A 23,254-nucleotide genomic window follows, 5' to 3' on the forward strand; every position below is an offset into this window, starting at 1 on the left:
CCTCACAGATCGGGATCACCTTTCACTTCGCCGTCCACGCGCCGACCGCCCGGCCGGTCGGCGCGAAGACCTCCTGCGCCTGCTCGGCGCGCAGGGCGACGAACAGCGCCTCGGCCTCGGCGAGCACGGTGGCCGGGTCGTCCTCGGCGACCAGCCGGGCGGTGGCCGGGGTGCGCCGGCCCGACGGCCGGCCCACCTCGGCCGAGAGCAGCAGCGGGACGCCGAGCGGGACCGGCCGGCGGTAGCGCACGGTCAACGTCGCGGTCAGCCCGCCGTGTCCGGCCGCCCGGACGGCGCGGGCCAGCACGTGGTCGAGCAGGGTGGCGACCACACCACCGTGCACCAGCCCCGGCGGCCCCTCGTGCGGCTTGCCCACCGCCACCCGGCCGGTGGCCCGCCCGTCGGAGGTGGCGCTCGCCACCAGCGGCGGGGCAACCGGGCTGCCCGGGCCGTACACGGGGCTGTACCAGCGCTCCCCGATCTCGGGGTCGTCGACCGAGGCCACCTCGTGCAGCCCCCGGCTCTCGGCGCGCAGCCGCGCGGTGAGCTCGCGGGCGGCGGCGGCGACGGCGGAGAGCTCCTCGGCCGGCACCTCGGTGCGGACGGCGGCGTCGGCGAGGTCGCGCAGCGCCGCGCCGAGCTCACCGACCACCTCCCGGCGGGCGGCCCGCTCCTGCGGCGTCGGCTCAGCCACGCGGCATGCCCGCGTCGCGCAGCAGCCCGCCGCCGATGATCACCCGCTGCACCTCGCTGGTGCCCTCGTAGAGCCGGTAGAGCCGGGCGTCGCGGTAGAAGCGCTCCACCGGGGTGGTGCGCAGGTAGCCCAGGCCGCCGTGCACCTGCACCGCGCGGTCGACGGCCCGGCCGACCATCTCGGTGCAGATCAGCTTGGCCGACGACGGGCCGATCGAGGTGTCCTCGCCGGAGTCGTAGCGGGCGGCCACGTCGCGGACCATCGCCCGCCCGGCCAGCAGCTCGGCGTGCACGTCGGCCAGGTGTGCCTGCACCAGCTGGAAGCGGCCGATCGGCGCCCCGCCCTGCCTGGCGGTGGCGGCGTAGGCGACCGACTCGTCGAGCACCCGCTGCGCCATGCCGACGCAGAGCGCGGCGATGTGCAGCCGGCCGCGGGAGAGCACGGTCAGCGCCTTCGCGTACCCGCGCCCCTCCTCCCCGATCAGCGCCCCGGCCGGCACGTGCACGTCGTCGAGGAACACCTCGGCCGTCCACGCCCCGGCCTGGCCCATCTTGCGGTCCTTGGGCCCGACGGTGACCCCGGGCGTGCTCGCGTCGACGACGAAGCTGGAGATGCCCCGGCCGCCCTTCTCCTCGGGGTTGCTACGGGCGAAGACGACGAACAGGTCGGCGATCGGCGCGTTGGTGGTGTACCGCTTCGACCCGTTGACCACCCAGCCGTCGCCGTCCCGGCGGGCGGTGGTGCGCAGGCCGGCGGGGTCGGAGCCGGCCTCGGCCTCGGTGAGCGCGAACGAGCCGATCAGCTCACCGGAGGCCAGCCGCGGCAGGTACGCCTTCTTCTGCTCCTCGCTGCCGAACTTCGCCAGCACCTGGCCGGCGATGCCGTTGTTGGTGCCGAACAGCGACCGGAACGCCGGCGTGGTGTAGCCGAACTCGAAGGCCAGCTCGACGTCCTCGGCCATGGTGACGCCCAGCCCGCCGTACTCCTCGGGCAGCGCGTAGCCGAACAGGCCCATCTCGGCGATCTGCGCGCGCAGCTCGTCGGGGACGCGGTCCTCGTCCTCGATCCGCTCCTCGAGCGGGACGACGACCTCCCGGACGAGCTGCCGGACGGCGTCCTTGACCTGACGGAAGTCCTCGGCGTCCACGCCGGTCATGGTGCCGCGGATCACCGTCCTCCGCCTCGGCGGGTCGCCCGCGACACGCCAGAGCGCTGTGCAGTCGGATGAGCACTCGGCGTTGTGTAAGGCGATCATCGCAACTACGGTCGGCGGCAACCGCCCCAGACCGTGGCGGTGCGCAGCACACCTGCCGGAGTCGCCGTGCCGCACCTGCACATCGCGCTCGTCCCCGCCCCCGACCAGGTCGTCGTCCGGGTCACCGGCGATGCCGACACCACCACCGTGGCCCGGCTGACCGGGGCGCTCCGGGAGGCCGCCGGTCTGGGCACCGGCCCGGTGGTCGTCGACGTCGCCGGCGCCCGCTTCTGCGACTGCTCGGGGCTGCACGCCCTGACCGTCTTCACCGCTGCGCTCGCCCCCGCCGGCCGCCGCTGCCGGGTCGTCGGCGCGCCCGCGGCCACCCGGCACCTCATCCGCACCGCCGGGCTGGCCGACCGGCTCGAGCTGGACGGCCCGCTCGGCGGCGAGGACCCGGTCCGCACCGCGCCGGCCGTCGCCCTGCCGGCGGCGCCGGGGACGTCGGCGCCGCCGGCGCGCCGCCCGGTCGCCGTCCACCACGTGCCAGCAGCGCGCCGGGCCGAGGACCGGCCGGCCGGGCGGCGGCTGCGGATCGGGGCGGTGCGCCGCTGGCGCTGACCCGGACCTCCTCCGACAGCCGGAGCCGGGCCGCACCCAGGTTCTCGGTGAGGTGGTCGACCGACCTGGTCCCGGGGATCAGTAGCCCGGCCCCTGGCGGGTCAACCCGGCCTTGGTCGCGATGACCAGGCCCTCCGGGTACGGGTGCAGCGCCTCGGCGACGATCCGCTCGCTGACGAACGGGCCGTAGGAGTCGGCGGTGTCGATGGAGTCCACGCCCTGCTCGACGGCGGCCCGGACGACGTGGCGCGCCGCCTCGGGGTCGGCCGGCTCGCCCCACACGCCGGGGCCGGGCAGCTGCATGGCGCCGTAGCCGAGCCGGTGGACCCGCAGGTCCCCGCCGATGGAGGAGGTGTCGGTGGGCGCAACCGAGGTCATGCTGCCTCCTGGAGTCGGCGCGTCCCGGGGCCGAGCGCCGCGGGGCGTCACCGGCGCCGGCGCGCGCAACCCGAGTTGCTCTTCCACCATGTGAGCCTCGAGACAGTCAGGAGGGCCCGATGGGCGAGATCGTGGTGCTCCGGCACGGCCAGACCGAGTGGAGCCTCAGCGGCCAGCACACCAGCGTGACCGATCTGCCCCTGCTGCCCGAGGGCGAGGAGCAGGCCCGCCGGCTGGCCGAGGTCTTCAAGGACCGCACCTTCGCCGCGGTGTGGGTCAGCCCGCGACTGCGGGCCCGGCGGACCGCCGAACTGGCCGGACTGGTGCCCACGGCCACCGACGAGGACCTCGTGGAGCTCGACTACGGCGGCTACGAGGGCCGGACGACGGCGGCGATCAGCGAGGAGATGGGCCGGCCGTGGTCGATCTGGGTCGACGGCACCATCCCCGGGGAGAGCCCCGGAGAGACGCTGGACGACGTCGGCACGCGGGTGGACCGGGTGCTGGACCGGGCCCGGCCGCTCCTAGCCGACGGCGACGTCATGCTCATCGCGCACGGGCACGTGCTGCGGATCCTCACCGCCCGCTGGCTGGGGCTGGAGCCGGCGGCCGGCCGGCTGTTCGCGCTGCCGGCGGGTTCCTTCGGGCTGCTGGGCCACGAGCACGCCCGCCCCGTCCTCAACGGCTGGGGTCTGCACTGAGCTCGGGCGGGCGCGGGACGACACGCCCGGTCAGGGCCCTCGGGCCCCGGACGGACACGTCGTCGTGCCCGCGCCGGCCGACAGCGCCGGGCGCAGGCTGCGCGGATGGACGGGAGGTCAGCGCCCGTGGAGCACGGCGGTCCGGGCGGAGCACGGCTCGTCCTCCGGAGGCGGGCTGACCGGCCGGCCGAAGAGCCAGCCCTGCCCGAGGTCGGCGCCCAGCGCGGTGACCTCCTCGGCGACCCGCTCGCTCTCGACGCCCTCGGCCACCACCAGCGCCCCGAGACCGTGCGACAGCTCCACGACCGAGCGCACCATCGTGCGGGCGCCGGCGTCGGGCAGCGCCTGCACCAGGGCCTTGCCGAGCTTGACGACGTCCGGGCGGACGGCGGCCAGCAGCGCGCGGCTCGACCAGCCGGCCGCCACGTCGTCGAGCGCGACCCGCCACCCCCGCGCCCGGTGGTGCTCGAGCACCGAGAGCAGGTGCCCGCGGTCGGTCACCGCGGAGACCTCGCCGACCTCGACGACCAGCCGGGCCGGGTCGATGCCGGCGTCGCACCGCGCCTGCTCGGTGCTGGCGAGGTCGACCTCGGGCCGGTGGACCGAGGCCGGGTCGGAGTTGAGGAACAGGTCGGCGCCGCCGAGCCAGGACGCCGCTCCGGCGATCGCGGACTCGCGGCCGATCCGGTCCAGCCGGGGCAGCCAGCCGGCGGACTCCGCGACGAAGAAGAGGTCGCCGCCGCCGACCTCGCGCCCGTCGACCAGCCCGCGCAGCAACGCCTCGTACGCGACGACCGAGCGGTCGGGCAGCGCGACGATCGGCTGGTAGACCGACCACAGCTCCGCCTCGGCGAGCAGCCCGATGTCGGCGGTCACCCCGCGGCGGGCCAGCTCCACCGCCAGCGGAGGCGCGGTCAGCAGCCGGGCGGTCAGCGCGGACCGCTCCTCCGGCGGGTCGGTCGCCACCCGCACGCTCTCGGCCTCCGCCGTCGTCAGGTCCCGGGCCAGCCGCCGGAACAGCCGCTCGATGCCGCGACCGCCGTCCTCGTCGACCAGGTCCTGCGCGGCGGACACCGGCAGGTCGAGTGCCCGCGCGGTCCGGGCCACCTCCGCCAGCAGGTGAGCGTCCGGGGTCGCCAGGAGGACGCGGGTGGCGCGGGCGGGGACGTGCCAGTACTCCCGGCGCCGGGCTCGGCCGTTGGTGCTCGCCACCCCAGCAGGATGACCGAGCCGCGCGCCCGGGCCGGACAGGCGCGCGGTCGGGCGGCGGGTACCGGAACCGGATCGCCAGTGCACACGTTGGCGACCTGTCGTCCGCCATGAACTTGAGTCTCTAAGGTCAGCACCATGTTCGCTGTGCACGCCTCCGAACCGCCGCGCTCCACCCGTGGCGGCCGCCCGCGCGACCCCAGCCGGGACGAGGTGATCCGCGCGGCCATCCTGCGCCTGCTGGCCGAGGTCGGGTACAGCGCGCTGACCATGGACGCGGTGGCCTCGGAGGCCGGCGTCGGCAAGGCCACGATCTACCGGCGGTGGCGCACCAAGCAGGACCTGGTGGTCGACACCCTCTCCGACCTGACCCGCGCGATCGCCGTCCCGCCGGACACCGGCTCGCTCGAGGGCGACGTGCGGGCGCTCATGGACCTGGTCGTGACGACCATCCGCAGCCCGGCGGGCGCGGCGATCCGCGCGCTGCTGCCCGCCATGCAGCACCAGCCGGCGCTGGTGGAGGCCTTCCGCAACGGCGTCCTGCGGGTGTGGCGCACCGCGTACGCCCGGATGTGGGCCCGCGCCGAGGCCCGCGGCGAGGTCGGCCCCGGGATGGACCAGTCGGTGACGGCCGAGGCGACCAGCGCGCTGGTCGTGCAGCGGTGGTTGCTCACCGGCGAGCCGATCGGAGACGCCTACGTCGACGAGGTGTTCCACACCGTCGTCCTGCCGCTGCTGCGCAACGTCCGCCCGACGCAGGGCTGACTCACCAGCCGCCGGTCCCTGGCTCGCCCTTGGCGGGGTGGGCTGCTCGTAGGACCAGGCCACGGCCGGGATGCGCCGTCCGTCGAGGACGGCGTCCCAGGAGGTGGCCGCACCCTTCCACTCGCACCACGAGGTGCTCGAGGCGCGGGGAGGAGGGGGCCCTTCAGCAGACCGACTCCTGACCCGGGCCCACCGGGTCGCGGTGTGGCGGGCGCACGTCAGTCGTTGCGGTGCCGGACCCGCTGCACCACGACGAGGGTCATCAGCAGGCCGACCCCGGAGACCGCGGCCACGCCCGCCGGCGTCTGCAGGAACTGCGCGACGGCGACCTGACCCCGCTGCAGCAGCCGCCCGACGGCGGCCTGCCCCTGCGCCTTGAGTCGCTGCGGGTTGCTCCGGTAGACCAGCTGGTCCAGGGTCGCCGCGAGCGACTCGCGGGCGGCGTCGATCTCCAGCTGGATCTGGCGAGGGTCGCGAGGCACGGCGACAGCCTGCCAGACCGTGCGCCGTCCAGCCCGATCCCTCCGGACGGCGGCACCCGCACGGGCGACTCCCTAGACTCGGACCCCGCGCGGGAGTGGTGTAACGGCAGCCACGCCAGACTTAGGATCTGGTGCCTTCGGGCGTGGGGGTTCGACTCCCCCCTCCCGCACCGCCGTCCGGCTGGTGTCAGGGGAATCACAGGCGGCGTCCTCCCAGGTCAGCGGTCCGGCCATCCTGGTCGGCCTCGTCGACGAGGGGTGGGGCGCCGTAGGCTCGGGGAGCAGGCCTGTCCCGCACCGCCGCCGGACCGGGCCGTCCCGCACCCGTGCACGTCATCCGCACCCGACCCGTCGGAGCTCATGACCTCCCCGCGCACCGAGACGACTGCCCGCCCCGACGACGACACCGCCGACAAGCCCCAGCGCAGCCAGCTCAGCGCCGTCCAGGTGACCGCCGGCGCGCTGGCCGCGGTGTCCTCCGCCGTGGCCATGTCGTTCTTCGGCGTGGCCGGCACCCTGATCGGCGCGGCCCTGGCCAGCGTGATCAGCACGGTCAGCGCCGCCCTGTACAGCGAGTCCCTGAACCGGACCGGCCAGCGACTGCGCCGGGGTCGCACGCAGCGCCCGGGGGCCTCGGCGGAGCAGCCGGCCCCGGCTGCGGCGCCGGCCACCCGCGCGCTCCCGGTCCAGCGTCCACCCGCCCCGGGCGCGGCCGCGACGCCGACCACGCGCGTGCTGCCCGCGCACCTCGACCCGCGCCGTCCCCCGGTGCGCCGCCGGGCATGCTGGGTGCGGGTGGCCGCCTACGCCATCGGCGTCTTCGCCATCGCCATGGCGGTCGTGACCACGGTGGAGCTGGTGGGGCAGAAGCCGGTGTCCGCGCTCGTCGGCGGCTCCGACACGTCCGGGACGACGACCACGATCGGCGCGCTCACCAACGCGTCGTCCTCCCGGGACTCGACGCCGACCTCGCCCGACACGACCACGCCGGCGACCCCCACCGACGCCTCGGCGACGGCCACTCCCTCCGAGGGGTCCGACGGCGACGACTCGGTGTCGGAGGCGCCGCAGACCGACAGCGACGACTCCGGTTCGGCGACGGCCACACCCTCGAGGTCGGCCACGCCGACGGCGACCGACACGGACTCCTCCCCGTCGTCGACCGCTCCGCGCTCCTCCGCCGCGCCGACCCGGTCGTCGGCGGGCTCGCCGGCCACCTCTGCACCGGCCCAGGGAACCGACTCGGCCCCCTGACGGGCAGGACCGCTGCGCGGGCGACGCTCCTCCGATCGGGTCGTCCTGCGCGGCCGGGGCTGCACCGCGGACGGACCCGTGCCGACGACGTCCGGTGTGACCCTCCTGCGCCCCGTCCGCCACCGCGCTCCCGGCCGGCTCTCCGGCCTGCTCTCCCGCGCCCGCCGCGCCCTGACCACCGAGGACCCCGGAGCCTGGGACCCGCACCGGGACGGCGAGCTGCTCGACTGGCTCGGGTTCCGGCCGCCGGCCGCCCCCCGACCGGGACCTCAGGACCGGCCGAGCAGTTCGCCGACCAGCGGGACCAGCGCCGCGAAGGCCTGGCCGCGGTGACTGCGCGCGTCCTTCTCCTCGGGCGAGAGCTCGGCCGAGGTCAGCTCCAGCCCCTCGGGCACGAACACCGGGTCGTAGCCGAAGCCGTTGGCGCCACGTTCCTCGCTGACGACCCGGCCGCGCCAGGAGCGCTCGACGACCCGCTCGCCGCCGTCCGGGGTCACCACCGCGGCGGCGCACACGAACGCCGCACCGCGCCGCTCGTCCGGGACGTCGGCCAGCTGCCCGAGCAGCAGCGCGGTGTTCGCACGGTCGTCGCCGTGCCGGCCCGACCAGCGGGCGGACAGCACGCCCGGCATCCCGTTCAGCGCGTCCACGGTCAGGCCGGAGTCGTCGGCGACCGCCGGCAGGCCGGTGCGCCGCACCGCCTCCCGGGCTTTGAGCAGGGCGTTCTCCGCGAACGTCGCGCCGGTCTCGGGGGCCTCGGGGTACTCGGCGACGTCGCGCAGGCCGACGACCTCCACCCCGGGGACGGCGCTCCGCAGCAGCCGCTGCAGCTCGGCGAGCTTGCCCGGGTTGCGGGTGGCCAGCAGCAGCCGGGTGCTCATCGACGCGCTGCCGGCGTGGACAGGGCCTCCTGCTGCAGCGCGGCGAGCTCGGCGCACCCGGCGACCGCCAGGTCGAGCAGCGCGTCGAGGGTGGCGCGGTCGAAGACGCCGTTCTCCGCGGTGCCCTGGACCTCGACGAAGCTGCCCTCGCCGGTGCAGACGACGTTCATGTCGGTGCCGGCCGCCACGTCCTCCTCGTAGGCGAGGTCGAGCCGCGGCTCCCCGTCGACGACGCCGACGCTGACCGCGGTCACCGACTGCACGAGCGCCTTGGGCCTGGCCAGCTTCCGGCGCGCAGCCAGCCACGAGACGGCGTCGGCGAGGGCGACGTAGGCGCCGGTGATGGCCGCCGTCCGGGTGCCGCCGTCGGCCTGCAGGACGTCGCAGTCGATCGCGATGCTGTTCTCCCCCAGCGCCGCCAGGTCGATCGAGGCCCGCAGCGAGCGCCCGACCAGCCGGCTGATCTCGTGGGTGCGCCCGCCGACGCGACCCTTGACCGACTCGCGGTCGCTGCGGGTGTGGGTGGCCCGCGGCAGCATCGCGTACTCGGCGGTGACCCAGCCCAGCCCGGAGCCCTTCCGCCAGCGCGGCACGCCCTCGGCGACGCTCGCCGCGCACAGCACCCGGGTGCGGCCGAACTCCACCAGCACCGAGCCCTCGGCGTGGTCGAGCCAGTTGCGGGTGATCGTCACGGGGCGGAGCTGGTCGGCCGCCCGGCCGTCGGGGCGGGTCTTCCGGGGTGTCGCCGTCACGTACGCCGACAGTAGTGCGCGCGTCGGCGGCCTCCGGGCCGGGCAGGATCAGCGGTGTGCGATCGGAGCTGCGAGCGGTCCGGACCGGAGGCGTGCCCACGGTGGTCGACCTCACCGACGAGTGCGCGGAGTTCGTGCGCGGCGAGGCCGACGGGCTGCTGCACGTGTTCGTGCCGCACGCGACCGCGGGGGTGGCGGTCATCGAGACGGGGGCCGGCAGCGACGACGACCTGCTGGCCCAGCTCGACGTCCTGCTGCCCCGCGACGACCGCTGGCGGCACCGGCACGGCAGCGCCGGGCACGGCCGGGACCACGTGCTGCCGGCGTTCGTCCCCCCGCACGCCAGCGTCCCGGTGCTCGAGGGCCGCCTGCAGCTGGGCACCTGGCAGCGGATCTGCCTGGTCGACACCAACACCGACAACCCGCAGCGGCACGTCCGGCTGTCCTTCCTCGCCGGATGACCCGCTCCCCGTGACAGACGCGTCGGCGGGGCACGGCAGGATCGCGGGCATGACCGACACCGACAGCGGCACCGACACGGCCCCCGCCCGCCTGGCCCCCGGTGACCCCGCGCCGGAGTTCACCCTGCCCGACGCCGACGGCACCCCGGTGTCCCTGGCCGACCACCGGGGACGCCGGGTGATCGTCTACTGCTACCCCGCCGCCCTCACCCCCGGGTGCACCACGCAGGCGGTCGACTTCACCGCGTCCGCCGGTGAGCTGGCCGAGGCGGGGGTGGACATCATCGGCATCTCCCCCGACCCGCCGGAGGATCTGCTCCGCTTCCGCGAGCAGGAGGGGCTGGGCATCACCCTGGTCTCCGACGTCGACCAGCGGGTGCTGCGGGCCTACGGCGCCTACGGGACCAAGAAGCTCTACGGCAAGGAGGTCGTCGGAGTGATCCGGTCGACCTTCGTGGTCGACGCCGAGGGCCGCATCGAGCGGGCCTCCTACAACGTCAAGGCCACCGGGCACGTCGCCAAGCTGCGCCGCGACCTCGGCCTGGCCTGACCGCGGGCCGGCGCGCCCCCGGCCTGCGGTCAGTGGTGCTCGGCGGCCTCCCGCCGGACGGCGGCGCGGGCCTCGGCGAAGTGGACCACCTCGTAGGCCACCAGCCCGACGAGCAGCAGGGTGAGCAGGCCCAGCGCGGCCAGCGCCGGCAGGTGCCGGGCACCCAGCGGCGCCAACAGCAGGAGCAGCACCACGACCGCCCGCGGCCGGTTGATCGACCCGATGTTGCGTTCGCGGAAGGCCAGGTGGCCGAGGAGGTAGGCCGCCGCGCCGCCGAACAACGCCCACAACGGCGTGGCCGACAGCGGGTCGGTCAGCGTGTGCGACCCGGTGTCGCCCACGTACTGGGCCACCTTCTTCAGGCCGAGGGCCAGGTAGATGATCCCGGCGATCATCGGGAAGTGCAGGTAGGTGTAGGAGTCGCGGGCCAACCGGGGTCGCTGCGCCGCAGGCTGCTCGCGCAGCACCCGCTCGGCCACCGGCGCGACGACGTCGAAGTACGTCCACCACAGGGCGACGGTCACCGTCAGCCCGAGCAGGGCGGTCGCGGCGATGGGCACGGTGAGCGGCAGGTCGGTGACCCCGACGCCGACGGCGATGATCGACTCGCCCAGCGCGATGAGCACGATCAGGCCGTGCCGTTCGGCGAAGTGCCGCGGCGCCGGCAACCGCCAGCCGCCTGCCCCGGCGGCGTAGACCCCGATGTAGTCGACCACCAGCGCCAGCGCCCACAGCCCGGTCTGCGCCGGGCCGCCCAGCAGCGCGCCGACCACCAGCAGCGCGGCGGCGGTGAACACCGGCACCGCGGTCCGCCGCAACTGCCGGCGCAGGCCGCTGTCCCCGGCGGCCGCCACCGTGTACACGCCCAGGTGCCCCAGGCGCACCACGGCCAGCGCGACCGCGAGCACCAGCGGCGCGTGCAGCCCCGCCCCGCGGTCGTTCCACGCCTCGGGGATGGCCAGCGCGACGAAGAACATCGCGGCCATGGCCACGAGCACCCCCGCCCGCACGACCCCCTCGTCGGCGCGCGCCTGGTTGCCGAGCCAGGCGTAGCTGCACCACGCCCACCACAGCAGGGCGATCATCACCAGGCCGCGCAGCACGCCGCGCCAGCCCAGGTCGTCGGCCATGAAGGCGGTCACCTGGGTGATCGCGAACACGAAGACCAGGTCGAACAGCAGCTCGAGGGTGGTGACCGTGTGGCCCTCGTCGGTGGGCACGAACCGTCCCCACCGGTGTCTGGTACGTGACGGCGCCGCTGCCGCCGACCCGGTCCACCCGGTCATGGGTCGCTCCCGCCCGCCGGGCCCGCCCCGGCCGCTCCTGCCCCCGCGCGGGCACATCATGTCCGCTGCGGGAGAGGGCGACGAGAGCGTTCGCTCCGGGCGGACGCACTCAGGGCCGCCACGTGCCCGGACGCGGCTGGCACCAGGGCCCGCACGGGTGGCCGGGGTCCCACGGGAAGGTCCCGCCCGGGTGCGGCCAGGTCAGCTGGTAGGCCGGGACGGAGTACTCGGCGGGACGCTGGTAGAAGCGGTTCGCCGAGAGCAGCACCTCCCCGGGGTTGGGGCACACCTCGACGAACAGCTGCTCCGCCCAGCCCTCCCAGGTGACGAACTCACCGGGCACGAGCGTGCGCCCGCCGGCCACCATCCGGGCGGCCTCGTCGAGCAGGCCGTGCGCGCTCTCCGGGCCCAGGCCCACCACGACCAGCTCCGGGTGGCCCAGCCCGAACAGGCCGACCGTGTACCCGAAGGACGGCTCGTCGGGTTCCTCGCCAGCGCCCACGTACTGCACCGCCCAGCGGCACTTGCGGATGACGGCGGTGAGGTGGGCGTCCTCCTGGTCGAGCCAGGCGGTGATCCGCGGATCGGTCGTCATGCCCGGTAGCCTGCGCCGGCGGGGGGACAGCCGGGCGGGACGGCCGCGCCGGGCTGTGGACGGCGCCGACGGCTGTGGAGGGCGCGCCGGAGCGTCAGTCCCCTGCCTCCGCGCGCCGGGCCTGGGCGCGGCGGCGGCCCTCGTGCATCGCCTGCACCCGGGCGACCGGGATGGTGTGGCCCTCGGCGACCAGGTCCGCGGGCAGGTCCTGCGGGTCGGGCAGCAGCGCCGTCCACGGGTCGCCGTCGCCCAGCCGCTGCCGCGCCGTCGTCACGGTGACGTCCCCCGGGTGCACGGACGGCAGGTCCGCCCAGGCGACCGGCGCCGACACGGGCAGGCCCGGGCGGATGCGCGGGCTGTAGGCGGCCACGATCGTCGACGAACCGGCGCGGGTGGAGTCGAGGAAGACCCGGCCGTGGCGGTCCTCCCGGATGTAGGCCGTCGTCGCCAGCTCCGGGTCGAGCCGCGCGGCGCGGGCGGCCAGCGCGCGGGTCGCGGCGGCGGCGTCCTCCGCCCGGGCGCCGTGCACCGGGACGACGACGTGCAGCCCCTTGGCCCCGCTGGTCTTCACCGCACCCGCCAGCCCGGCGTCGGCCAGCGCGCGCCGGACCAGCTCCGCCGCCCGCACGACGACCGGGAACCCCGCGCCCTCCGGCGGGTCGAGGTCGAGCACGATGCCGGTCGGCTCCTGCTCGCCGGCGCGGGTGAACGGGACGTGGAACTCGACCGCGCGCTGGTTGCCCAGCCACAGCAGCGTCCGGCGGTCGTCGCAGAGGACCTGGTGCACCTCGCGGTGCGCGCCGAACGACCACACCGGCACGGTGCGCACCCATCCGGGGGCACCCTTGGGCACGTCGCGCTGCATGAACGGCTGCTGGCCCGGCCGCACCCGCTTGACCGACAGCGGGCGGCCGGCCAGCTGGGGGACGAGCCGGTCGGCGAACGCGTCGAGGTGGTCCACCAGGTCGCCCTTGGTGACTCCGAGCCCGTCGCCCAGCGGCGAGTCGAGGCTGGTCAGCCGGACGCCGTCCCGTTCGTCGTCGACCACCGGCCCACCGTGCCCGGCCGCGCCGACCCCGGCAACCCGCGTCCTGGCTCAGCTCCGCGCGTCCTGGCTCAGCGTCGACCGTGAGCCAGGACGCCGGACGACCAGGTCACCTGATCGAGCCTGTCGCACAGACCCGCGCCCCGGGTCACACGTCGTAGGTCGCGCCGGTGCGGACCAGCTCGGCCGCCGCGAAGACCGCCCGCGCCGAGGCGAGCTGGGCGTCGGCGTCGACCCAGGGCGGCACGTGGGTGACCAGCAACCGGCCCACCCCGGCCGCCGCGGCGTGCTCGCCGGCCTGGCGGCCGGTCAGGTGCAGGTCGGGTGGGAGGTCCGGGACGTCGGGGTGGGCGGCCTCGGCGAGCAGCACGTCGGCGCCGCGGGCCAGGTCGACGACCCGGTCGCAGGCGCCGGTGTCACCGGTGTAGACCAGCGACCGACCGCCGACGGTCAGCCGCACCGCGTGGCACTCGACCGGGTGGGCGGTGCGCGCGGTCCGCACTGCGAACGGCCCCAGGACGAACGGCTCCCCGGTGAGGACGGCGAAGTCGAAGACGTCCTCGAGCGGGGCGCTGTCCCCGTAGTAGGCGGCGGCCAGCCGCCGGTCGGCGCCCGCCGGGGCGTAGAGGGGCACCGGCCGCCCGCGGGAGTGCCCCGAGTAGCGGTGCCACACCACGAACGGGGCGACGTCGAGGCAGTGGTCGGCGTGCAGGTGCGACAGGTAGACCGCATCGATCGCGGCCGGGTCGGCCAGCGCCTGCAACGGGCCGAAGGCGCCGCTGCCCAGGTCGAGCAGCAGGCGGAACCCGTCGTGCTCGACCAGGTAGCACGATGCCGGGGACGTCGGCCCCGGGCCGCTGCCAGAGCAGCCGACCACCGTCAGCCTCACGCCACCGCCTCTCGCACGCCGGCCAGGCTAACGGCCCCGTAGCAGGGGCCCACGCCGCACCTCGACCGGCCCCCTGCAGATGGAAGGACCCAGTCCCCGGCCCCCTCCCGGGCAGGCCCCGTCCAGAGGCTCGCCGCGAGCGTGCGAGCGGTGAGGAGGACGGGGTCCTTCTCCGAGGGGGGAGCCTCCGGACGGGGGCCGTGGTGGGGGGCAGGGAGGACCTTCAAAGGTGGCAGGGGGGTCCTTCAAGGGGGTCAGCGGGGTCCTTCATCACGCCCAGAGCTGGCCCTCCAGCGCGGAGGTCGCCTCCTCCACCGTGCCGGCGTAGGCACCGGTGGACAGGTACTTCCAGCCGCCGTCGCAGACGATGAAGACGATGTCGGCCTTGCGCCCGGCGGCCACCTCCTTGTCCGCGACGCCCAGCGCCGCGTGCAGGATCGCGCCGGTGGAGATGCCGGCGAAGATGCCCTCCTGCTCCACCAGCTGGCGGGTCCGGCGGACGGCGTCGTCCGGCCCGACGCTGAACCGGGAGTCCAGCAGCTCCGGGTCGTAGAGCTCGGGGACGAAGCCCTCGTCGATGTTGCGCAGCCCGTAGACCAGCTCGCCGTAACGCGGCTCGGCGGCGATCACCCTCACCTCGGGCTTGCGCTCCCGGAAGAAGCGGGAGACGCCCATCAGCGTGCCGGTGGTGCCCAGGCCGGCGACGAAGTGGGTGATCGACGGCAGGTCGGCGAGGATCTCCGGGCCCGTGCCGGTGTAGTGCGCCTCGGCGTTGGCCGGGTTGCCGTACTGGTAGAGCATCACCCAGTCGTCGTGCTCGGCGGCCAGCCCCTTGGCGACGGCGACGGCCTGGTTGGAGCCGCCGGCGGCCGGGGAGCTGATGATCCGCGCGCCGTACATCTCCAGCAGCTGGCGCCGCTCCACCGAGGTGTTCTCCGGCATCACGCAGATCAGCCGGTACCCCCGCTGCCGGGCGACCATGGCCAGCGAGATCCCGGTGTTGCCGCTGGTCGGCTCCAGGATGGTGTCGCCCGGCCTGAGCTTCCCCTCCTTCTCCGCCGCCTCGATCATCGCGATGGCGGCCCGGTCCTTGATCGAGCCGGTGGGGTTGTGGTCCTCGAGCTTGGCCCACAGCCGGACGTCGGGGGTCGGCGACAGGTTCGGCAGCCCCACCAGCGGGGTGTTGCCGAGCGAGTCGACGAGGGAGGCGAAGCGGGCCATGGGAGCTCTTCCGGGGTGCGGACGGGGACGGCTGGCGAGCGGCGGGCGCTCAGCAGCCGCCGGCCACCGCCGGGAGGATCGTCACCGAGTCGCCGTCCTCGACCTTGGTGGCCAGGGCGCCGGTGAAGCGGACGTCCTCGTCGTTGACGTACACGTTGACGAAGCGGTGCAGCTTGCCGTCCTCGGTGACCAGGCGGTTCTTCAGACCGGGGTGCTTGGCGTCGAGGTCGTCGACGAGCGCGGCCAGGGTGTCCCCGTCGCCCTCGACGGTCTTGCTGCCGCCGGTGTGGGTGCGCAGGATGGTCGGGATCCGGACCTCGATGGCCATGGCGTGCTGCTCTCCTCTGGAGGGGTCGGGGTCGCTGCGCGTGGCAGCGGGACGTGCCTCTCGACGGGCAACGCCCGTCCGCCATCCGGGATTCCGCCCGGTCGGCCCTCCTGCAGTAGAAGGATCCCGTCCCCCTCACCCCTCGCGAGCTCGGGGCGAGCCTCCGGACGGGACCGGGGGCAGGAGGGTCCTCCTTCAGTCGTAGACGACGGTGGTCGGCGAGTGGCCGAACAGGTAGGACTCGACGACCTCGACGTCCTCCTCGGTGACGACGCCGTCGACGATGCGGAAGCTGCGGAACTCGACCTCGTCACCGGCCAGGCCCGTCCGGTTGCCGTGGGAGCGGGTGGAGACCAGCACGTAGTGGGCTCCCGGCTCGGACGCGTAGCTGATGTCGGTCCGCGACGGGGAGGCCTCGGTGGCCGTGTGCGAGTGGTAGACCACCACCGGCTCCTCGCCCCGGTCGTCCATCTCCCGGTACAGCCGCAGCAGGTCGCCGGAGTCGAACTCGTAGAACGTCGGCGACCGCGCGGCGTTGAGCATCGGGATGAAGCGCTCGGGCCGGTCGCTGCCCTCGGGACCGGCGACGACGCCACAGGCCTCGTCCGGGTGGTCCTCCCGGGCGTGGGCCACGATGGCGTCGTAGGTCGCGCGGTCGATGCGCAGCACATCACCAGTCTAGGCGGGCTCCCGCCCGGGCCGGGACGGCGGTCGGCGGCCGCCCGGTACGGTGCCGCTGCGTGGTCCTCGAACCGCTCGTGCTCGCCGGCGTCCTGGTGCTCGCGCTGCCGGCCCTGGTCCTGGAGATGCCCGGCCTGGTGTCGGTGTTCTCCGTGCTCGACCTGCTGCTCGCGGTGCTGGTCGTGCTCACCTCCGGCCGGCGCGACCGGCGACGAGTGCGTCGACGAGCGACCCCTGCAGGCCGGTGAGCCAGTAGTAGACGGCCAGCTGCTGGCCCTCCTCGGTGGAGAGGTCCTCGGGCGGCTCGGTGTCCTCGGCGATGTCGAGCCGGGTGCCCAGCGCCAGGCGCAGGTCGTTGCTGGTGCGCAGCCACGCGGCCGCCTGGTCGGGGTCGAGGCGGACCGTCCCGCCGTCCGAGGGCAGGCTGGCCCGCACCGTGGCCAGGTCGTCGGTCTTGCCCGAACGCAGCGCCGACTCGGTCATCCCGCGGTAGTCGGCGGCCAGCTCCGGGTCGGAGCGGTGGCCCGCGGGCAGCAGCCGGGCCACCACCGGGTCGCCGGCCACGTCGTCGGCGTCCGCGGTGAGCAGCTGCTCGAGCTGGTCGAGCAGGAGGGCGACGACGCGGGTCTCGGCCGGCTCCAGCCGCGCCACGACGTCGTCCCCCCGGCGGCGGAAGGGTCTCACGAGTCCTGCTGGAAGCTGGCCCACAGCCCGTAGGCGTGCAGCCGGCTGGTGTCGTGCTCCATGCGCTCGCGCGGACCGCTGCTGACGATCGCCCTGCCCTCGTGGTGCACCTGCAGCATCAGCGACGTCGCCGTCGGCTCGTCGTAGCCGAACAGCTCCCGCAGCACCAACGTCACGTAGGTCATGAGGTTGACCGGGTCGTTCCAGACGATGGTCACCCAGGGCCGGTCGAGGTCGCCGTGCTCTTCGACGGTCTCCTCCGGCGTCCGTGTCGGCGCGAGCGGTCCGGCCACGGACCCACCATAGAACGCGGTGTGCACCGGGTCGCGCCTACGCTGCGGGGCCATGTCGTCCGGTCACATGTCGTCCGGTGCACTGCCGACGGGTCCCGCGCTGCTCACCGACCGGTACGAGGTGACCATGGTCGCCGCGGCCCTCGCCGACGGCACCGCCGAGCGCGACTGCGTGTTCGAGGTGTTCGCCCGCCGGCTGCCGCACGGCCGGCGCTACGGGGTGCTCGCCGGCACCGGGCGGCTGCTGGAGGAGCTGGTCGCCTTCCGCTTCGGCGACGAGGAGCTCGCCGCGCTCCAGGAGCAGGGGCTCACCGACCCCCGGCTGCTGGACTGGCTGGCGGGGTACTCCTTCTCCGGGGACGTCGACGGCTACGCCGAGGGCGAGCTGTTCTTCCCGGGCTCCCCCGTGCTGACCGTCCGGGCGCCGTTCGCCGAGGGCGTGCTGCTGGAGACGCTCGTCCTCTCCGTGCTCAACCACGACAGCGCCATCGCCTCCGCGGCGGCGCGGATGGTGGCCGTGGCCTGCGGGCGGCCGTGCATCGAGATGGGGTCGCGGCGCACGCACGAGGAGGCCGCGGTGGCCGCCGCCCGCGCCGCGTACCTGGTCGGCTTCGCCGCCACCTCGAACCTGGCGGCCGGCCGCCGCTACGGGGTGCCGACCACCGGCACCAGCGCGCACGCCTTCACCCTGCTGCACGACGACGAGGCGGCGGCGTTCCGCGCCCAGGTCGCCGCGCTCGGCGTGGGCACCACCCTCCTGGTGGACACCTACGACGTCGACCAGGGCATCCGGACGGCGGTCGAGGTCGCCGGCCCCGAGCTGGGGGCGATCCGGCTGGACTCCGGCGACCTGCCCACCCTGGCTGCGCACGCGCGGCAGCTGCTCGACGAGCTGGGCGCCACCCGCACCCGGATCATCGTGACCAGCGACCTCGACGAGTTCGCCATCTCCGGGCTGATGGTCGCGCCGGTCGACGGCTACGGGGTGGGCACCTCGCTGGTCACCGGGTCGGGTGCGCCGACCGCCGGGATGGTCTACAAGCTGGTCGAGCGGGACGGCGTCCCGGTGGCCAAGCGCTCGGAGGGCAAGAACTCGGTGGGCGGCCGCAAGTCCGCCGTCCGCCGGCACGACGCCTTGGGGACGGCGACGGCGGAGGTGGTGAGCAGCGCGCCGATCAGGCCCCAGGACGGCGACCGGCCCCTGGTCGTCGCGCTGGTCCGCGGCGGCGAGCCGTGCGCGCCGGCTCCGCCGCGGGAGGCGCTGGTGACCGCGCGGGCGCACCACGAGCGGGTCCGCTCCGCGCTGCCGGCGGAGGCGTTCGCGCTGTCCCGCGGGGAGTGCGCCATCGACACCGTGACGGCTTGAGACGAGACGCCACGACACGAGGACCGGCGACCCGGGCACTGCTGGTGGTCGACGTGCAGAACGACTGCTGTGCAGGCGGCAGCCTCGCCGTCGCCGTCGGGGCCGCCGTGGCCGAGGCGATCAGCGAGCACCGAGGGTCACGACGACGGGGGTCACCACACCGCCGCGTACTCCGGCTTCGAGGGCAACTCCGAGGGGGTGCCGCTGGCGCAGTGGCTGCGCGAGCGCGGCGTGGAGGCCGTCGACGTGGTCGACACCGCCACCGGCCGCTGCGTGCGGCGACCGCGCTGGACGCCGTCCACGAGGGCTTCGCCACCGGGGTGCTCCTGCCGCTCACCGCCGGCGTCGCCGAGGCCGCCCTCGACCAGCTGCGCTCCGCCGGCGTCGAGCTGCCGGGCACGGTGCACCGCCGCACGTGGACCCCGCCCGGGCATGGGAAGCGATACGTGCGTCCGCGGCGCCAGAACGGGTGTATGGCTTCCCATGCCCCGGCCTCCGGGAGCGGGACACGAGCAGCGGTCGGACGGCGACGGGATGGGCAGGCGCCCGCGGTGTCATCGGGAGGACCGCAGTGTCATCGAGAGGACCGCGGTGTCATCGAGAGGACGACGTGGGCACCGCGTCGAGGACCTCCTCGCGGGTGAAGCCGAGCACCTGCAGCACGGCGTCGAGGTAGGGCTGGTTGAGCGCGGTGTGCGCCTGTTCCCGCACATAGGGCTTGGCGTTGAACGCGATGCCCAACCCGGCGAGGCCCAGCATGTCCAGGTCGTTGGCGCCGTCGCCGACCGCCACGGTCTGCTCCAGCGGGATGCCGTGCTGCTCGGCGAACCGGACCAGGGCGTGCGCCTTGCCGGCGCGGTCGACGATCTCCCCCACCAGCCCGCCGGTCAGCCGGCCATCGGCGACCTCGAGGGTGTTGGCGGCGGCGAAGTCCAGCCCGAGCTGCTCGGCCAGCGGGTCGGTGATCTGCGTGAACCCGCCGCTGACGATGCCGCAGCGGAACCCGAGTCGCTTGAGCGTGCGGATGAGCGTGCGCGCGCCGGGAGTGAGGACCAGGTGCTCGCGCACCTCGTCGAGCACCTCCACCGGCAGCCCGGCCAGCGCCGCCACCCGGGCGCGCAGCGACTCGGCGAAGTCCAGCTCGCCGTTCATGGCGGCGGCGGTGATCCGGGCGACCTCCGCGGCCCGGCCGGCGCGGGCGGCGAGCTCGTCGATGACCTCGCCGCGCACCAGGGTGGAGTCGACGTCGAGCACGATGAGCCGCTTGCTGCGGCGGGTGAGCCCCACCTGCTCGACGGCGATGTCGGCGCCCGTGGTGGCCGCCACCGAGGCGAGCGCGCTGCGCAGGCCGGTGGCCTCGGCGCCGGAGACGGTGAGCTCGAAGCTGGTCACCGGGTAGTCCGACAGCCGGCGGATCGCGTCGATGTTGCCGCCGATCCCGGCGATCGCCGCCGCGGCCCCGGCCACCGCCTCGGGCGGCACGGGACGACCGAGGACGATCACGTGGTGCGACCGGCCGGCGGGGGCGGCGTCCCGACCGGCGTCACAGACCGACTCGACCTGGACCTGCACGCCGCTCGCCCGGCCGACCTCGGCGGCCAACCGCCCGAGGGCGGCCAGGAACCGGGCCTCCTCCCCCGGCCGGCTGCCCTCCGCCGGCCGGGTGCCCACGACCACGCCGAGCACCAGCTGGCCGTGGACGACGACCTGCTCGACGTCGACGACCTCGACCGGGACGAGGTCGCCGCCGACCTCGGCGAGGGCGGCGAAGAGCCGGGCGGTGACCCCCGGCCGGTCGACCCCGGTGACGGTCAGCAGCGCCCGGGAGGTCACGGACGGGGCGGTCGTGGGTGTGTGGGGCGCGGGGTCGAGCGGCACGGCCGCCATCGTGCCGCACCCCTGTCCGCGCTCCCGGCAGCGCCCTGGGAGCCCACCCCGGGCACGGCGACGCTCCGCCGGCCGGGCCGGCGGGGGCGTCGCGGTCGGCCTCCAGGGCCCGGCTCTCGCCTGGCGCGTCGGTCTCCTCCAGGGTCCCGCCGGCCCCGTCCCGGGCCCCGCCCCGAGCGTGCGAGGGATGGGGAGGACGGGGTCCTTCTCCGAGTGGCGGGGAGCAGGGGGTCCTTCTCCGAAGAGCGGGGAGGACGGGGTCCTTCTCCGGTGGGAGCAGGGAGGTCCCTCTCAGGTGGGGTCGGGGTCTCCCGGACCCTGGCGCCCGCCGGAGGTGAGGCCGATCTCGGCGGCGTAGGGCTGGTGCCGCTTGCCGGCGTGCGCCTCGCGGTGCAGCCGCTCCACCAGGTGCGGGTAGTGCGCCTCGAACGCCGGCCGCTCGGAGCGGATCTTGGGGATCTCGACGAAGTTGTGCCGCGGCGGCGGGGACGACGTCGCCCACTCCAGCGAGTTCCCGTGGCCCCAGGGATCGTCACGCAGAGCCAGCCGGCCGTGTCGCCACGACTTCGCCACGTTGTAGAAGAACGGGATCGTCGACGCGCCGAGCACGAACGAGAAGATCGTCGAGACCGTGTTCAGCGTGGTGAACCCGTCGCTGGGCAGGTAGTTGGCGTACCGGCGCGGCATGCCCTCGTTGCCCAGCCAGTGCTGGACGAGGAACGTGCCGTGGAAGCCGATGAACGTCAGCCAGAAGTGCAGCTTGCCGAGGCGCTCGTCCATCATCCGGCCGCACATCTTCGGGAACCAGAAGTAGATGCCGGCGTAGGCGGCGAACACCACGGTGCCGAACACCACGTAGTGGAAGTGCGCCACCACGAAGTAGCTGTCGGACACGTGCCAGTCCAGCGGCGGGCTGGCCAGCAGCACACCGGTCAGACCCCCCAGCAGGAAGGTGACCATGAAGCCGACCGAGAACAGCATCGGTGTCTCGAAGGTCAGCTGACCCCGCCACATGGTGCCGATCCAGTTGAAGAACTTGATCCCGGTCGGCACGGCGATCAGATAGGTCAGGAAGGAGAAGAACGGCAGCAGCACCGCGCCGGTGGCGAACATGTGGTGCGCCCACACCGTCAGCGACAAGAACCCGATCGCGGTGGTGGCGAAGACCATGCCCTTGTAGCCGAACAGCGGCTTGCGGGCGAAGACCGGGATGATCTCGGTGACGATGCCGAAGAAGGGCAGCGCGATGATGTAGACCTCGGGGTGGCCGAAGTACCAGAACAGGTGCTGCCACAGCATCGCCCCGCCGTTGGCCCGCGAGTAGACCAGGGCACCGAGCTGCCGGTCGGCCAGCAGCGCGAGCAGCGCCGCGGTCAGGATCGGGAACGCCAGCAGGATCAGCACGCTGGTGATCAGGGTGTTCCAGCAGAAGATCGGCATCCGGAACAGGGTCATGCCCGGCGCGCGCAGGCAGACGATCGTGGCGATGAAGTTGACGCCACCGAGGATGGTGCCCAGACCGCTGACCGCCAGCCCGGCGATCCACATGTCGGCGCCGGCGCCGGGGGTGTTGGTGACGTCGGACAGCGGGGTGTAGGCGAACCAGCCGAAGTCGGCGGCCCCGCCGGGGGTGAGGAACCCGGCCACGGCGATCGTGCTGCCGAAGAGGAACAGCCAGTAGGAGAAGGCGTTCAGCCGCGGGAAGGCGACGTCGGGGGCGCCGATCTGCAGCGGCATGACCAGGTTCGCGAACGCGAAGAACAGCGGCGTCGCGAAGAACAGCAGCATGATCGTGCCGTGCATGGTGAACAGCTGGTTGTACTGCTCGGGGGAGAGGAACTGCAGCCCCGACCGGGCCAGCTCACCGCGCATGAGGAGGGCCATCAGCCCCCCGATCACGAACCACGCGAACGAGGTGGCCAGGTACATGAGGCCGATGGTCTTGTGGTCGGTGGTGCGCAGCAGGTTCGAGAGCCGCGCACCCTTCTCGACCTCGCGAGCCGGGCTCGGTCGGCTCACGATCGGCGCCGGTGCGATCGTCACGACCGCAGCTTAGACAGCCCGCGCGGAGGTCCTCCGTCCGCCGGGGGGCGCGTCGGTCCGCGCTGCTCAGCGCCCCGCCGTCGGACACCGTCGTGATGGGACCGTGATCCGGGCGGCTCGCGCTGGCGGGAATCGGTCAGGCCGGGCGGGTCCAGGTGGTGACCTCGACCGACACGGTCACCGGCGAGAGCTCCGGCAGCTGGGCCACGGCCGCCACCAGACCCGCTGGCGTCAGGTGCCGGGCGTGCGGGCCCATGCCGACCAGGGTCGCGACCGCCGCGCGGTCGAGTTCCAGCCGCTCGCGGTGACCGCGGGCGCCGGCCGGCCGCAAGTGCGGCTCGAGCGTCCCGGCGAGCCGGCGGGCCTTGTCCGAATCCACCCGCAGCAGCCCGAGCGGCCCGACGAGCTCGGCGAGGTGGTCGGTGGCGGGGGTGACGACGACCAGCCGGCCCCCTGGCCGCAGCACCCGGGCGGTCTCCGGGCCGTTGCGGGGGGCGAACACGACCAGCACCCGGTCGGCGGCAGCGTCGCGCACGGGCAGCCGGGCCCAGACGTCGGCCACCACCGCGAGCGCCCGGGGGTGGGCTGAGGCCGCCCGGCGGGCGGCGTACCGGGAGGAGTCCAGGACCACCCCGACCGCGCCGGGCAGCCGGTCGAGGACGCCGGCCAGGTGCTGCCCGGTCCCCCCGCCGAGGTCGAGCAGCGCGGCGGGCGGACCGCCGTCCCCCGCGGCGACGGCGTCCCCCAGGAGCCGCGTGACCCCCCGGTAGTGGCCGGCGGCGAGGAAGGCGACCCGGTCGGCGACCATCGCCGCGGAGTCGCCGGACGGCGGCACGTGACCGGGCGGCAGCAGCGTGACGTGCCCCTGCCGGGCGCGGTCGTAGGCGTGCCCGGCGGGGCAGCGCAGACCGGCGTCGTCCGGCCGGGTGGCCAGCGGCTGCCCGCACACCGGGCAGGCCAGCAGCTCCACGGCCCGCGGCGGCCAGGGCCGGC

Annotated in this window: 28 protein-coding genes, 1 tRNA gene and 1 pseudogene; 9 read left to right on the forward strand and 21 right to left on the reverse strand. The window is 75.0% G+C overall.

Translation table 11 applies throughout. The features are described 5' to 3' along the window. Positions 1–22: 22 nt before the first annotated feature. Both DQ238_RS09150 and DQ238_RS09155 read right to left on the reverse strand, forming a co-directional pair. Entirely contained in the window at positions 23–694 is a 672-nt protein-coding gene (locus DQ238_RS09150; RefSeq protein ID WP_113780990.1) for a PaaI family thioesterase, read from the reverse strand. Beyond that, on the reverse strand, positions 687–1,865 hold the full coding sequence (locus tag DQ238_RS09155; protein WP_233495843.1) for an acyl-CoA dehydrogenase family protein: 1,179 nt from the start codon (positions 1,863–1,865) through the stop codon (positions 687–689). Before DQ238_RS09155 ends, DQ238_RS09150 begins: the two co-directional genes overlap by 8 nt. 123 nt (positions 1,866–1,988) lie before the next feature. Between DQ238_RS09155 and DQ238_RS09160 the strand changes: the two genes are divergently transcribed. Continuing rightward, positions 1,989–2,510, forward strand: coding sequence for an STAS domain-containing protein (locus tag DQ238_RS09160; RefSeq protein ID WP_158550743.1), 522 nt, complete (start codon positions 1,989–1,991; stop codon positions 2,508–2,510). 78 nt (positions 2,511–2,588) lie between these two features. On the opposite strand, the gene DQ238_RS09165 is transcribed toward DQ238_RS09160, so the two are convergent. Further along, the gene (locus DQ238_RS09165) at positions 2,589–2,888 is read right to left on the reverse strand and encodes an aldo/keto reductase (RefSeq protein WP_233495844.1); all 300 of its coding nucleotides are present in this window, start codon (positions 2,886–2,888) and stop codon (positions 2,589–2,591) included. A 119-nt stretch (positions 2,889–3,007) separates the two neighbouring features. On the opposite strand from DQ238_RS09165, the gene DQ238_RS09170 reads away from it, so the two are divergent. After that, the gene (locus DQ238_RS09170; protein WP_113780992.1) at positions 3,008–3,589 is read left to right on the forward strand and encodes a histidine phosphatase family protein; all 582 of its coding nucleotides are present in this window, start codon (positions 3,008–3,010) and stop codon (positions 3,587–3,589) included. Positions 3,590–3,706: 117 nt separating this feature from the next. On the opposite strand, the gene DQ238_RS09175 is transcribed toward DQ238_RS09170, so the two are convergent. After that, complete coding sequence (locus DQ238_RS09175; protein ID WP_113781100.1) at positions 3,707–4,801, reverse strand: EAL domain-containing protein; 1,095 nt, start codon at positions 4,799–4,801, stop codon at positions 3,707–3,709. A gap of 135 nt (positions 4,802–4,936) precedes the next feature. On the opposite strand from DQ238_RS09175, the gene DQ238_RS09180 reads away from it, so the two are divergent. Then, positions 4,937–5,563 carry a TetR/AcrR family transcriptional regulator gene (locus DQ238_RS09180; protein WP_113780993.1) on the forward strand — a complete coding sequence of 209 codons (627 nt, stop codon included), beginning with the start codon at positions 4,937–4,939 and terminating at the stop codon, positions 5,561–5,563. Between the two features lie 45 nt (positions 5,564–5,608). On the opposite strand, the pseudogene DQ238_RS09185 reads toward DQ238_RS09180, so the two are convergent. Together DQ238_RS09185 and DQ238_RS09190 are read right to left on the reverse strand one after the other, a co-directional pair. After that, positions 5,609–5,785, reverse strand: a pseudogene (locus tag DQ238_RS09185) (DUF427 domain-containing protein); the annotation flags it as partial. Further along, on the reverse strand, positions 5,782–6,045 hold the full coding sequence (locus DQ238_RS09190) for a DUF3618 domain-containing protein (RefSeq protein WP_113780994.1): 264 nt from the start codon (positions 6,043–6,045) through the stop codon (positions 5,782–5,784). The gene DQ238_RS09190 and the pseudogene DQ238_RS09185, both read right to left, overlap by 4 nt. An 89-nt stretch (positions 6,046–6,134) precedes the next feature. Between DQ238_RS09190 and DQ238_RS09195 the strand changes: the two genes are divergently transcribed. Then, positions 6,135–6,215 (forward strand) — tRNA-Leu (locus tag DQ238_RS09195). Positions 6,216–6,405: 190 nt separating this feature from the next. After that, positions 6,406–7,299 carry a hypothetical protein gene (locus tag DQ238_RS09200; RefSeq protein WP_113780995.1) on the forward strand — a complete coding sequence of 298 codons (894 nt, stop codon included), beginning with the start codon at positions 6,406–6,408 and terminating at the stop codon, positions 7,297–7,299. Between the two features lie 269 nt (positions 7,300–7,568). Here DQ238_RS09200 and rdgB read toward each other — a convergent pair whose 3' ends face one another. Further along, positions 7,569–8,180, reverse strand: coding sequence for an RdgB/HAM1 family non-canonical purine NTP pyrophosphatase (rdgB, locus tag DQ238_RS09210; protein ID WP_113780997.1), 612 nt, complete (start codon positions 8,178–8,180; stop codon positions 7,569–7,571). Then, on the reverse strand, positions 8,177–8,932 hold the full coding sequence (rph, locus tag DQ238_RS09215; RefSeq protein ID WP_113780998.1) for a ribonuclease PH: 756 nt from the start codon (positions 8,930–8,932) through the stop codon (positions 8,177–8,179). The genes rdgB and rph overlap by 4 nt, the downstream gene beginning before the upstream one ends. Positions 8,933–9,024: 92 nt before the next feature. Here rph and DQ238_RS09220 point away from each other — a divergent pair, with 92 nt between their 5' ends. Then, on the forward strand, positions 9,025–9,393 hold the full coding sequence (locus tag DQ238_RS09220; protein WP_233495845.1) for a YjbQ family protein: 369 nt from the start codon (positions 9,025–9,027) through the stop codon (positions 9,391–9,393). Positions 9,394–9,442: 49 nt separating this feature from the next. Next, on the forward strand, positions 9,443–9,943 hold the full coding sequence (bcp, locus tag DQ238_RS09225) for a thioredoxin-dependent thiol peroxidase (RefSeq protein WP_113780999.1): 501 nt from the start codon (positions 9,443–9,445) through the stop codon (positions 9,941–9,943). Positions 9,944–9,972: 29 nt separating this feature from the next. Here the strand turns inward: bcp and DQ238_RS09230 are convergent, their stop codons facing one another. From DQ238_RS09230 to DQ238_RS09265, 7 genes are all read right to left on the reverse strand, one after another. Continuing rightward, on the reverse strand, positions 9,973–11,163 hold the full coding sequence (locus DQ238_RS09230) for a low temperature requirement protein A (protein ID WP_199506224.1): 1,191 nt from the start codon (positions 11,161–11,163) through the stop codon (positions 9,973–9,975). 175 nt (positions 11,164–11,338) lie between these two features. Continuing rightward, positions 11,339–11,824 (reverse strand): DUF4262 domain-containing protein, encoded by a 486-nt coding sequence (locus tag DQ238_RS09235; protein ID WP_113781001.1) that lies wholly within the window; start codon positions 11,822–11,824, stop codon positions 11,339–11,341. Between the two features lie 94 nt (positions 11,825–11,918). Then, positions 11,919–12,872 (reverse strand): DNA polymerase domain-containing protein, encoded by a 954-nt coding sequence (locus DQ238_RS09240; protein ID WP_113781002.1) that lies wholly within the window; start codon positions 12,870–12,872, stop codon positions 11,919–11,921. A 145-nt stretch (positions 12,873–13,017) separates the two neighbouring features. Continuing rightward, the gene (locus DQ238_RS09245) at positions 13,018–13,758 is read right to left on the reverse strand and encodes an MBL fold metallo-hydrolase (RefSeq protein ID WP_113781003.1); all 741 of its coding nucleotides are present in this window, start codon (positions 13,756–13,758) and stop codon (positions 13,018–13,020) included. A 270-nt stretch (positions 13,759–14,028) separates the two neighbouring features. Next, positions 14,029–14,979 (reverse strand): PLP-dependent cysteine synthase family protein, encoded by a 951-nt coding sequence (locus tag DQ238_RS09255; RefSeq protein ID WP_113781004.1) that lies wholly within the window; start codon positions 14,977–14,979, stop codon positions 14,029–14,031. A gap of 49 nt (positions 14,980–15,028) precedes the next feature. Then, a complete protein-coding gene (locus tag DQ238_RS09260) occupies positions 15,029–15,307 on the reverse strand; it encodes a ubiquitin-like small modifier protein 1 (RefSeq protein ID WP_113781005.1) in 279 nt (92 codons plus the stop codon). 195 nt (positions 15,308–15,502) lie between these two features. Continuing rightward, on the reverse strand, positions 15,503–15,976 hold the full coding sequence (locus tag DQ238_RS09265; protein WP_113781006.1) for a Mov34/MPN/PAD-1 family protein: 474 nt from the start codon (positions 15,974–15,976) through the stop codon (positions 15,503–15,505). Positions 15,977–16,047: 71 nt separating this feature from the next. Between DQ238_RS09265 and DQ238_RS09270 the strand changes: the two genes are divergently transcribed. Next, on the forward strand, positions 16,048–16,236 hold the full coding sequence (locus tag DQ238_RS09270) for a hypothetical protein (RefSeq protein ID WP_113781007.1): 189 nt from the start codon (positions 16,048–16,050) through the stop codon (positions 16,234–16,236). Here the strand turns inward: DQ238_RS09270 and DQ238_RS09275 are convergent. Together DQ238_RS09275 and clpS are read right to left on the reverse strand one after the other, a co-directional pair. After that, positions 16,175–16,672, reverse strand: coding sequence for a DUF2017 family protein (locus tag DQ238_RS09275; RefSeq protein ID WP_113781008.1), 498 nt, complete (start codon positions 16,670–16,672; stop codon positions 16,175–16,177). The genes DQ238_RS09270 and DQ238_RS09275 overlap by 62 nt on opposite strands. Continuing rightward, entirely contained in the window at positions 16,669–16,965 is a 297-nt protein-coding gene (gene clpS / locus DQ238_RS09280; protein WP_113781102.1) for an ATP-dependent Clp protease adapter ClpS, read from the reverse strand. Before clpS ends, DQ238_RS09275 begins: the two co-directional genes overlap by 4 nt. A 52-nt stretch (positions 16,966–17,017) precedes the next feature. On the opposite strand from clpS, the gene DQ238_RS09285 reads away from it, so the two are divergent. After that, the gene (locus DQ238_RS09285) at positions 17,018–18,331 is read left to right on the forward strand and encodes a nicotinate phosphoribosyltransferase (protein WP_233495846.1); all 1,314 of its coding nucleotides are present in this window, start codon (positions 17,018–17,020) and stop codon (positions 18,329–18,331) included. Between the two features lie 152 nt (positions 18,332–18,483). On the opposite strand, the gene DQ238_RS24215 is transcribed toward DQ238_RS09285, so the two are convergent. The 4 genes from DQ238_RS24215 to DQ238_RS09305 all read right to left on the reverse strand — a co-directional run bounded on the left by DQ238_RS24215 (position 18,484) and on the right by DQ238_RS09305 (position 23,231). Continuing rightward, complete coding sequence (locus tag DQ238_RS24215) at positions 18,484–18,738, reverse strand: hypothetical protein (protein WP_305037562.1); 255 nt, start codon at positions 18,736–18,738, stop codon at positions 18,484–18,486. A gap of 187 nt (positions 18,739–18,925) precedes the next feature. Continuing rightward, a complete protein-coding gene (serB, locus tag DQ238_RS09295) occupies positions 18,926–20,164 on the reverse strand; it encodes a phosphoserine phosphatase SerB (protein WP_233495847.1) in 1,239 nt (412 codons plus the stop codon). A 345-nt stretch (positions 20,165–20,509) separates the two neighbouring features. Then, complete coding sequence (gene ctaD / locus DQ238_RS09300) at positions 20,510–22,261, reverse strand: cytochrome c oxidase subunit I (RefSeq protein ID WP_113781011.1); 1,752 nt, start codon at positions 22,259–22,261, stop codon at positions 20,510–20,512. A gap of 136 nt (positions 22,262–22,397) precedes the next feature. Next, a complete protein-coding gene (locus DQ238_RS09305) occupies positions 22,398–23,231 on the reverse strand; it encodes a putative RNA methyltransferase (RefSeq protein ID WP_370447510.1) in 834 nt (277 codons plus the stop codon). Between the last annotated feature and the right edge of the window lie 23 nt (positions 23,232–23,254).

Source organism: Geodermatophilus sp. TF02-6 (assembly GCF_003319115.1).
GTDB lineage: Bacteria > Actinomycetota > Actinomycetes > Mycobacteriales > Geodermatophilaceae > Geodermatophilus.

Coding starts and splice junctions, on each gene's coding strand:
- DQ238_RS09165 (WP_233495844.1), bottom strand. CDS start 2,888: ATGACCTCGGTTGCGCCCACCGACACCTCCTCCATCGGCGGGGACCTG.
- DQ238_RS09170 (WP_113780992.1), top strand. CDS start 3,008: ATGGGCGAGATCGTGGTGCTCCGGCACGGCCAGACCGAGTGGAGCCTC.
- DQ238_RS09180 (WP_113780993.1), top strand. CDS start 4,937: ATGTTCGCTGTGCACGCCTCCGAACCGCCGCGCTCCACCCGTGGCGGC.
- DQ238_RS09200 (WP_113780995.1), top strand. CDS start 6,406: ATGACCTCCCCGCGCACCGAGACGACTGCCCGCCCCGACGACGACACC.
- rdgB (WP_113780997.1), bottom strand. CDS start 8,180: ATGAGCACCCGGCTGCTGCTGGCCACCCGCAACCCGGGCAAGCTCGCC.
- bcp (WP_113780999.1), top strand. CDS start 9,443: ATGACCGACACCGACAGCGGCACCGACACGGCCCCCGCCCGCCTGGCC.
- DQ238_RS09235 (WP_113781001.1), bottom strand. CDS start 11,824: ATGACGACCGATCCGCGGATCACCGCCTGGCTCGACCAGGAGGACGCC.
- DQ238_RS09255 (WP_113781004.1), bottom strand. CDS start 14,979: ATGGCCCGCTTCGCCTCCCTCGTCGACTCGCTCGGCAACACCCCGCTG.
- DQ238_RS09260 (WP_113781005.1), bottom strand. CDS start 15,307: ATGGCCATCGAGGTCCGGATCCCGACCATCCTGCGCACCCACACCGGC.
- DQ238_RS09285 (WP_233495846.1), top strand. CDS start 17,018: ATGTCGTCCGGTCACATGTCGTCCGGTGCACTGCCGACGGGTCCCGCG.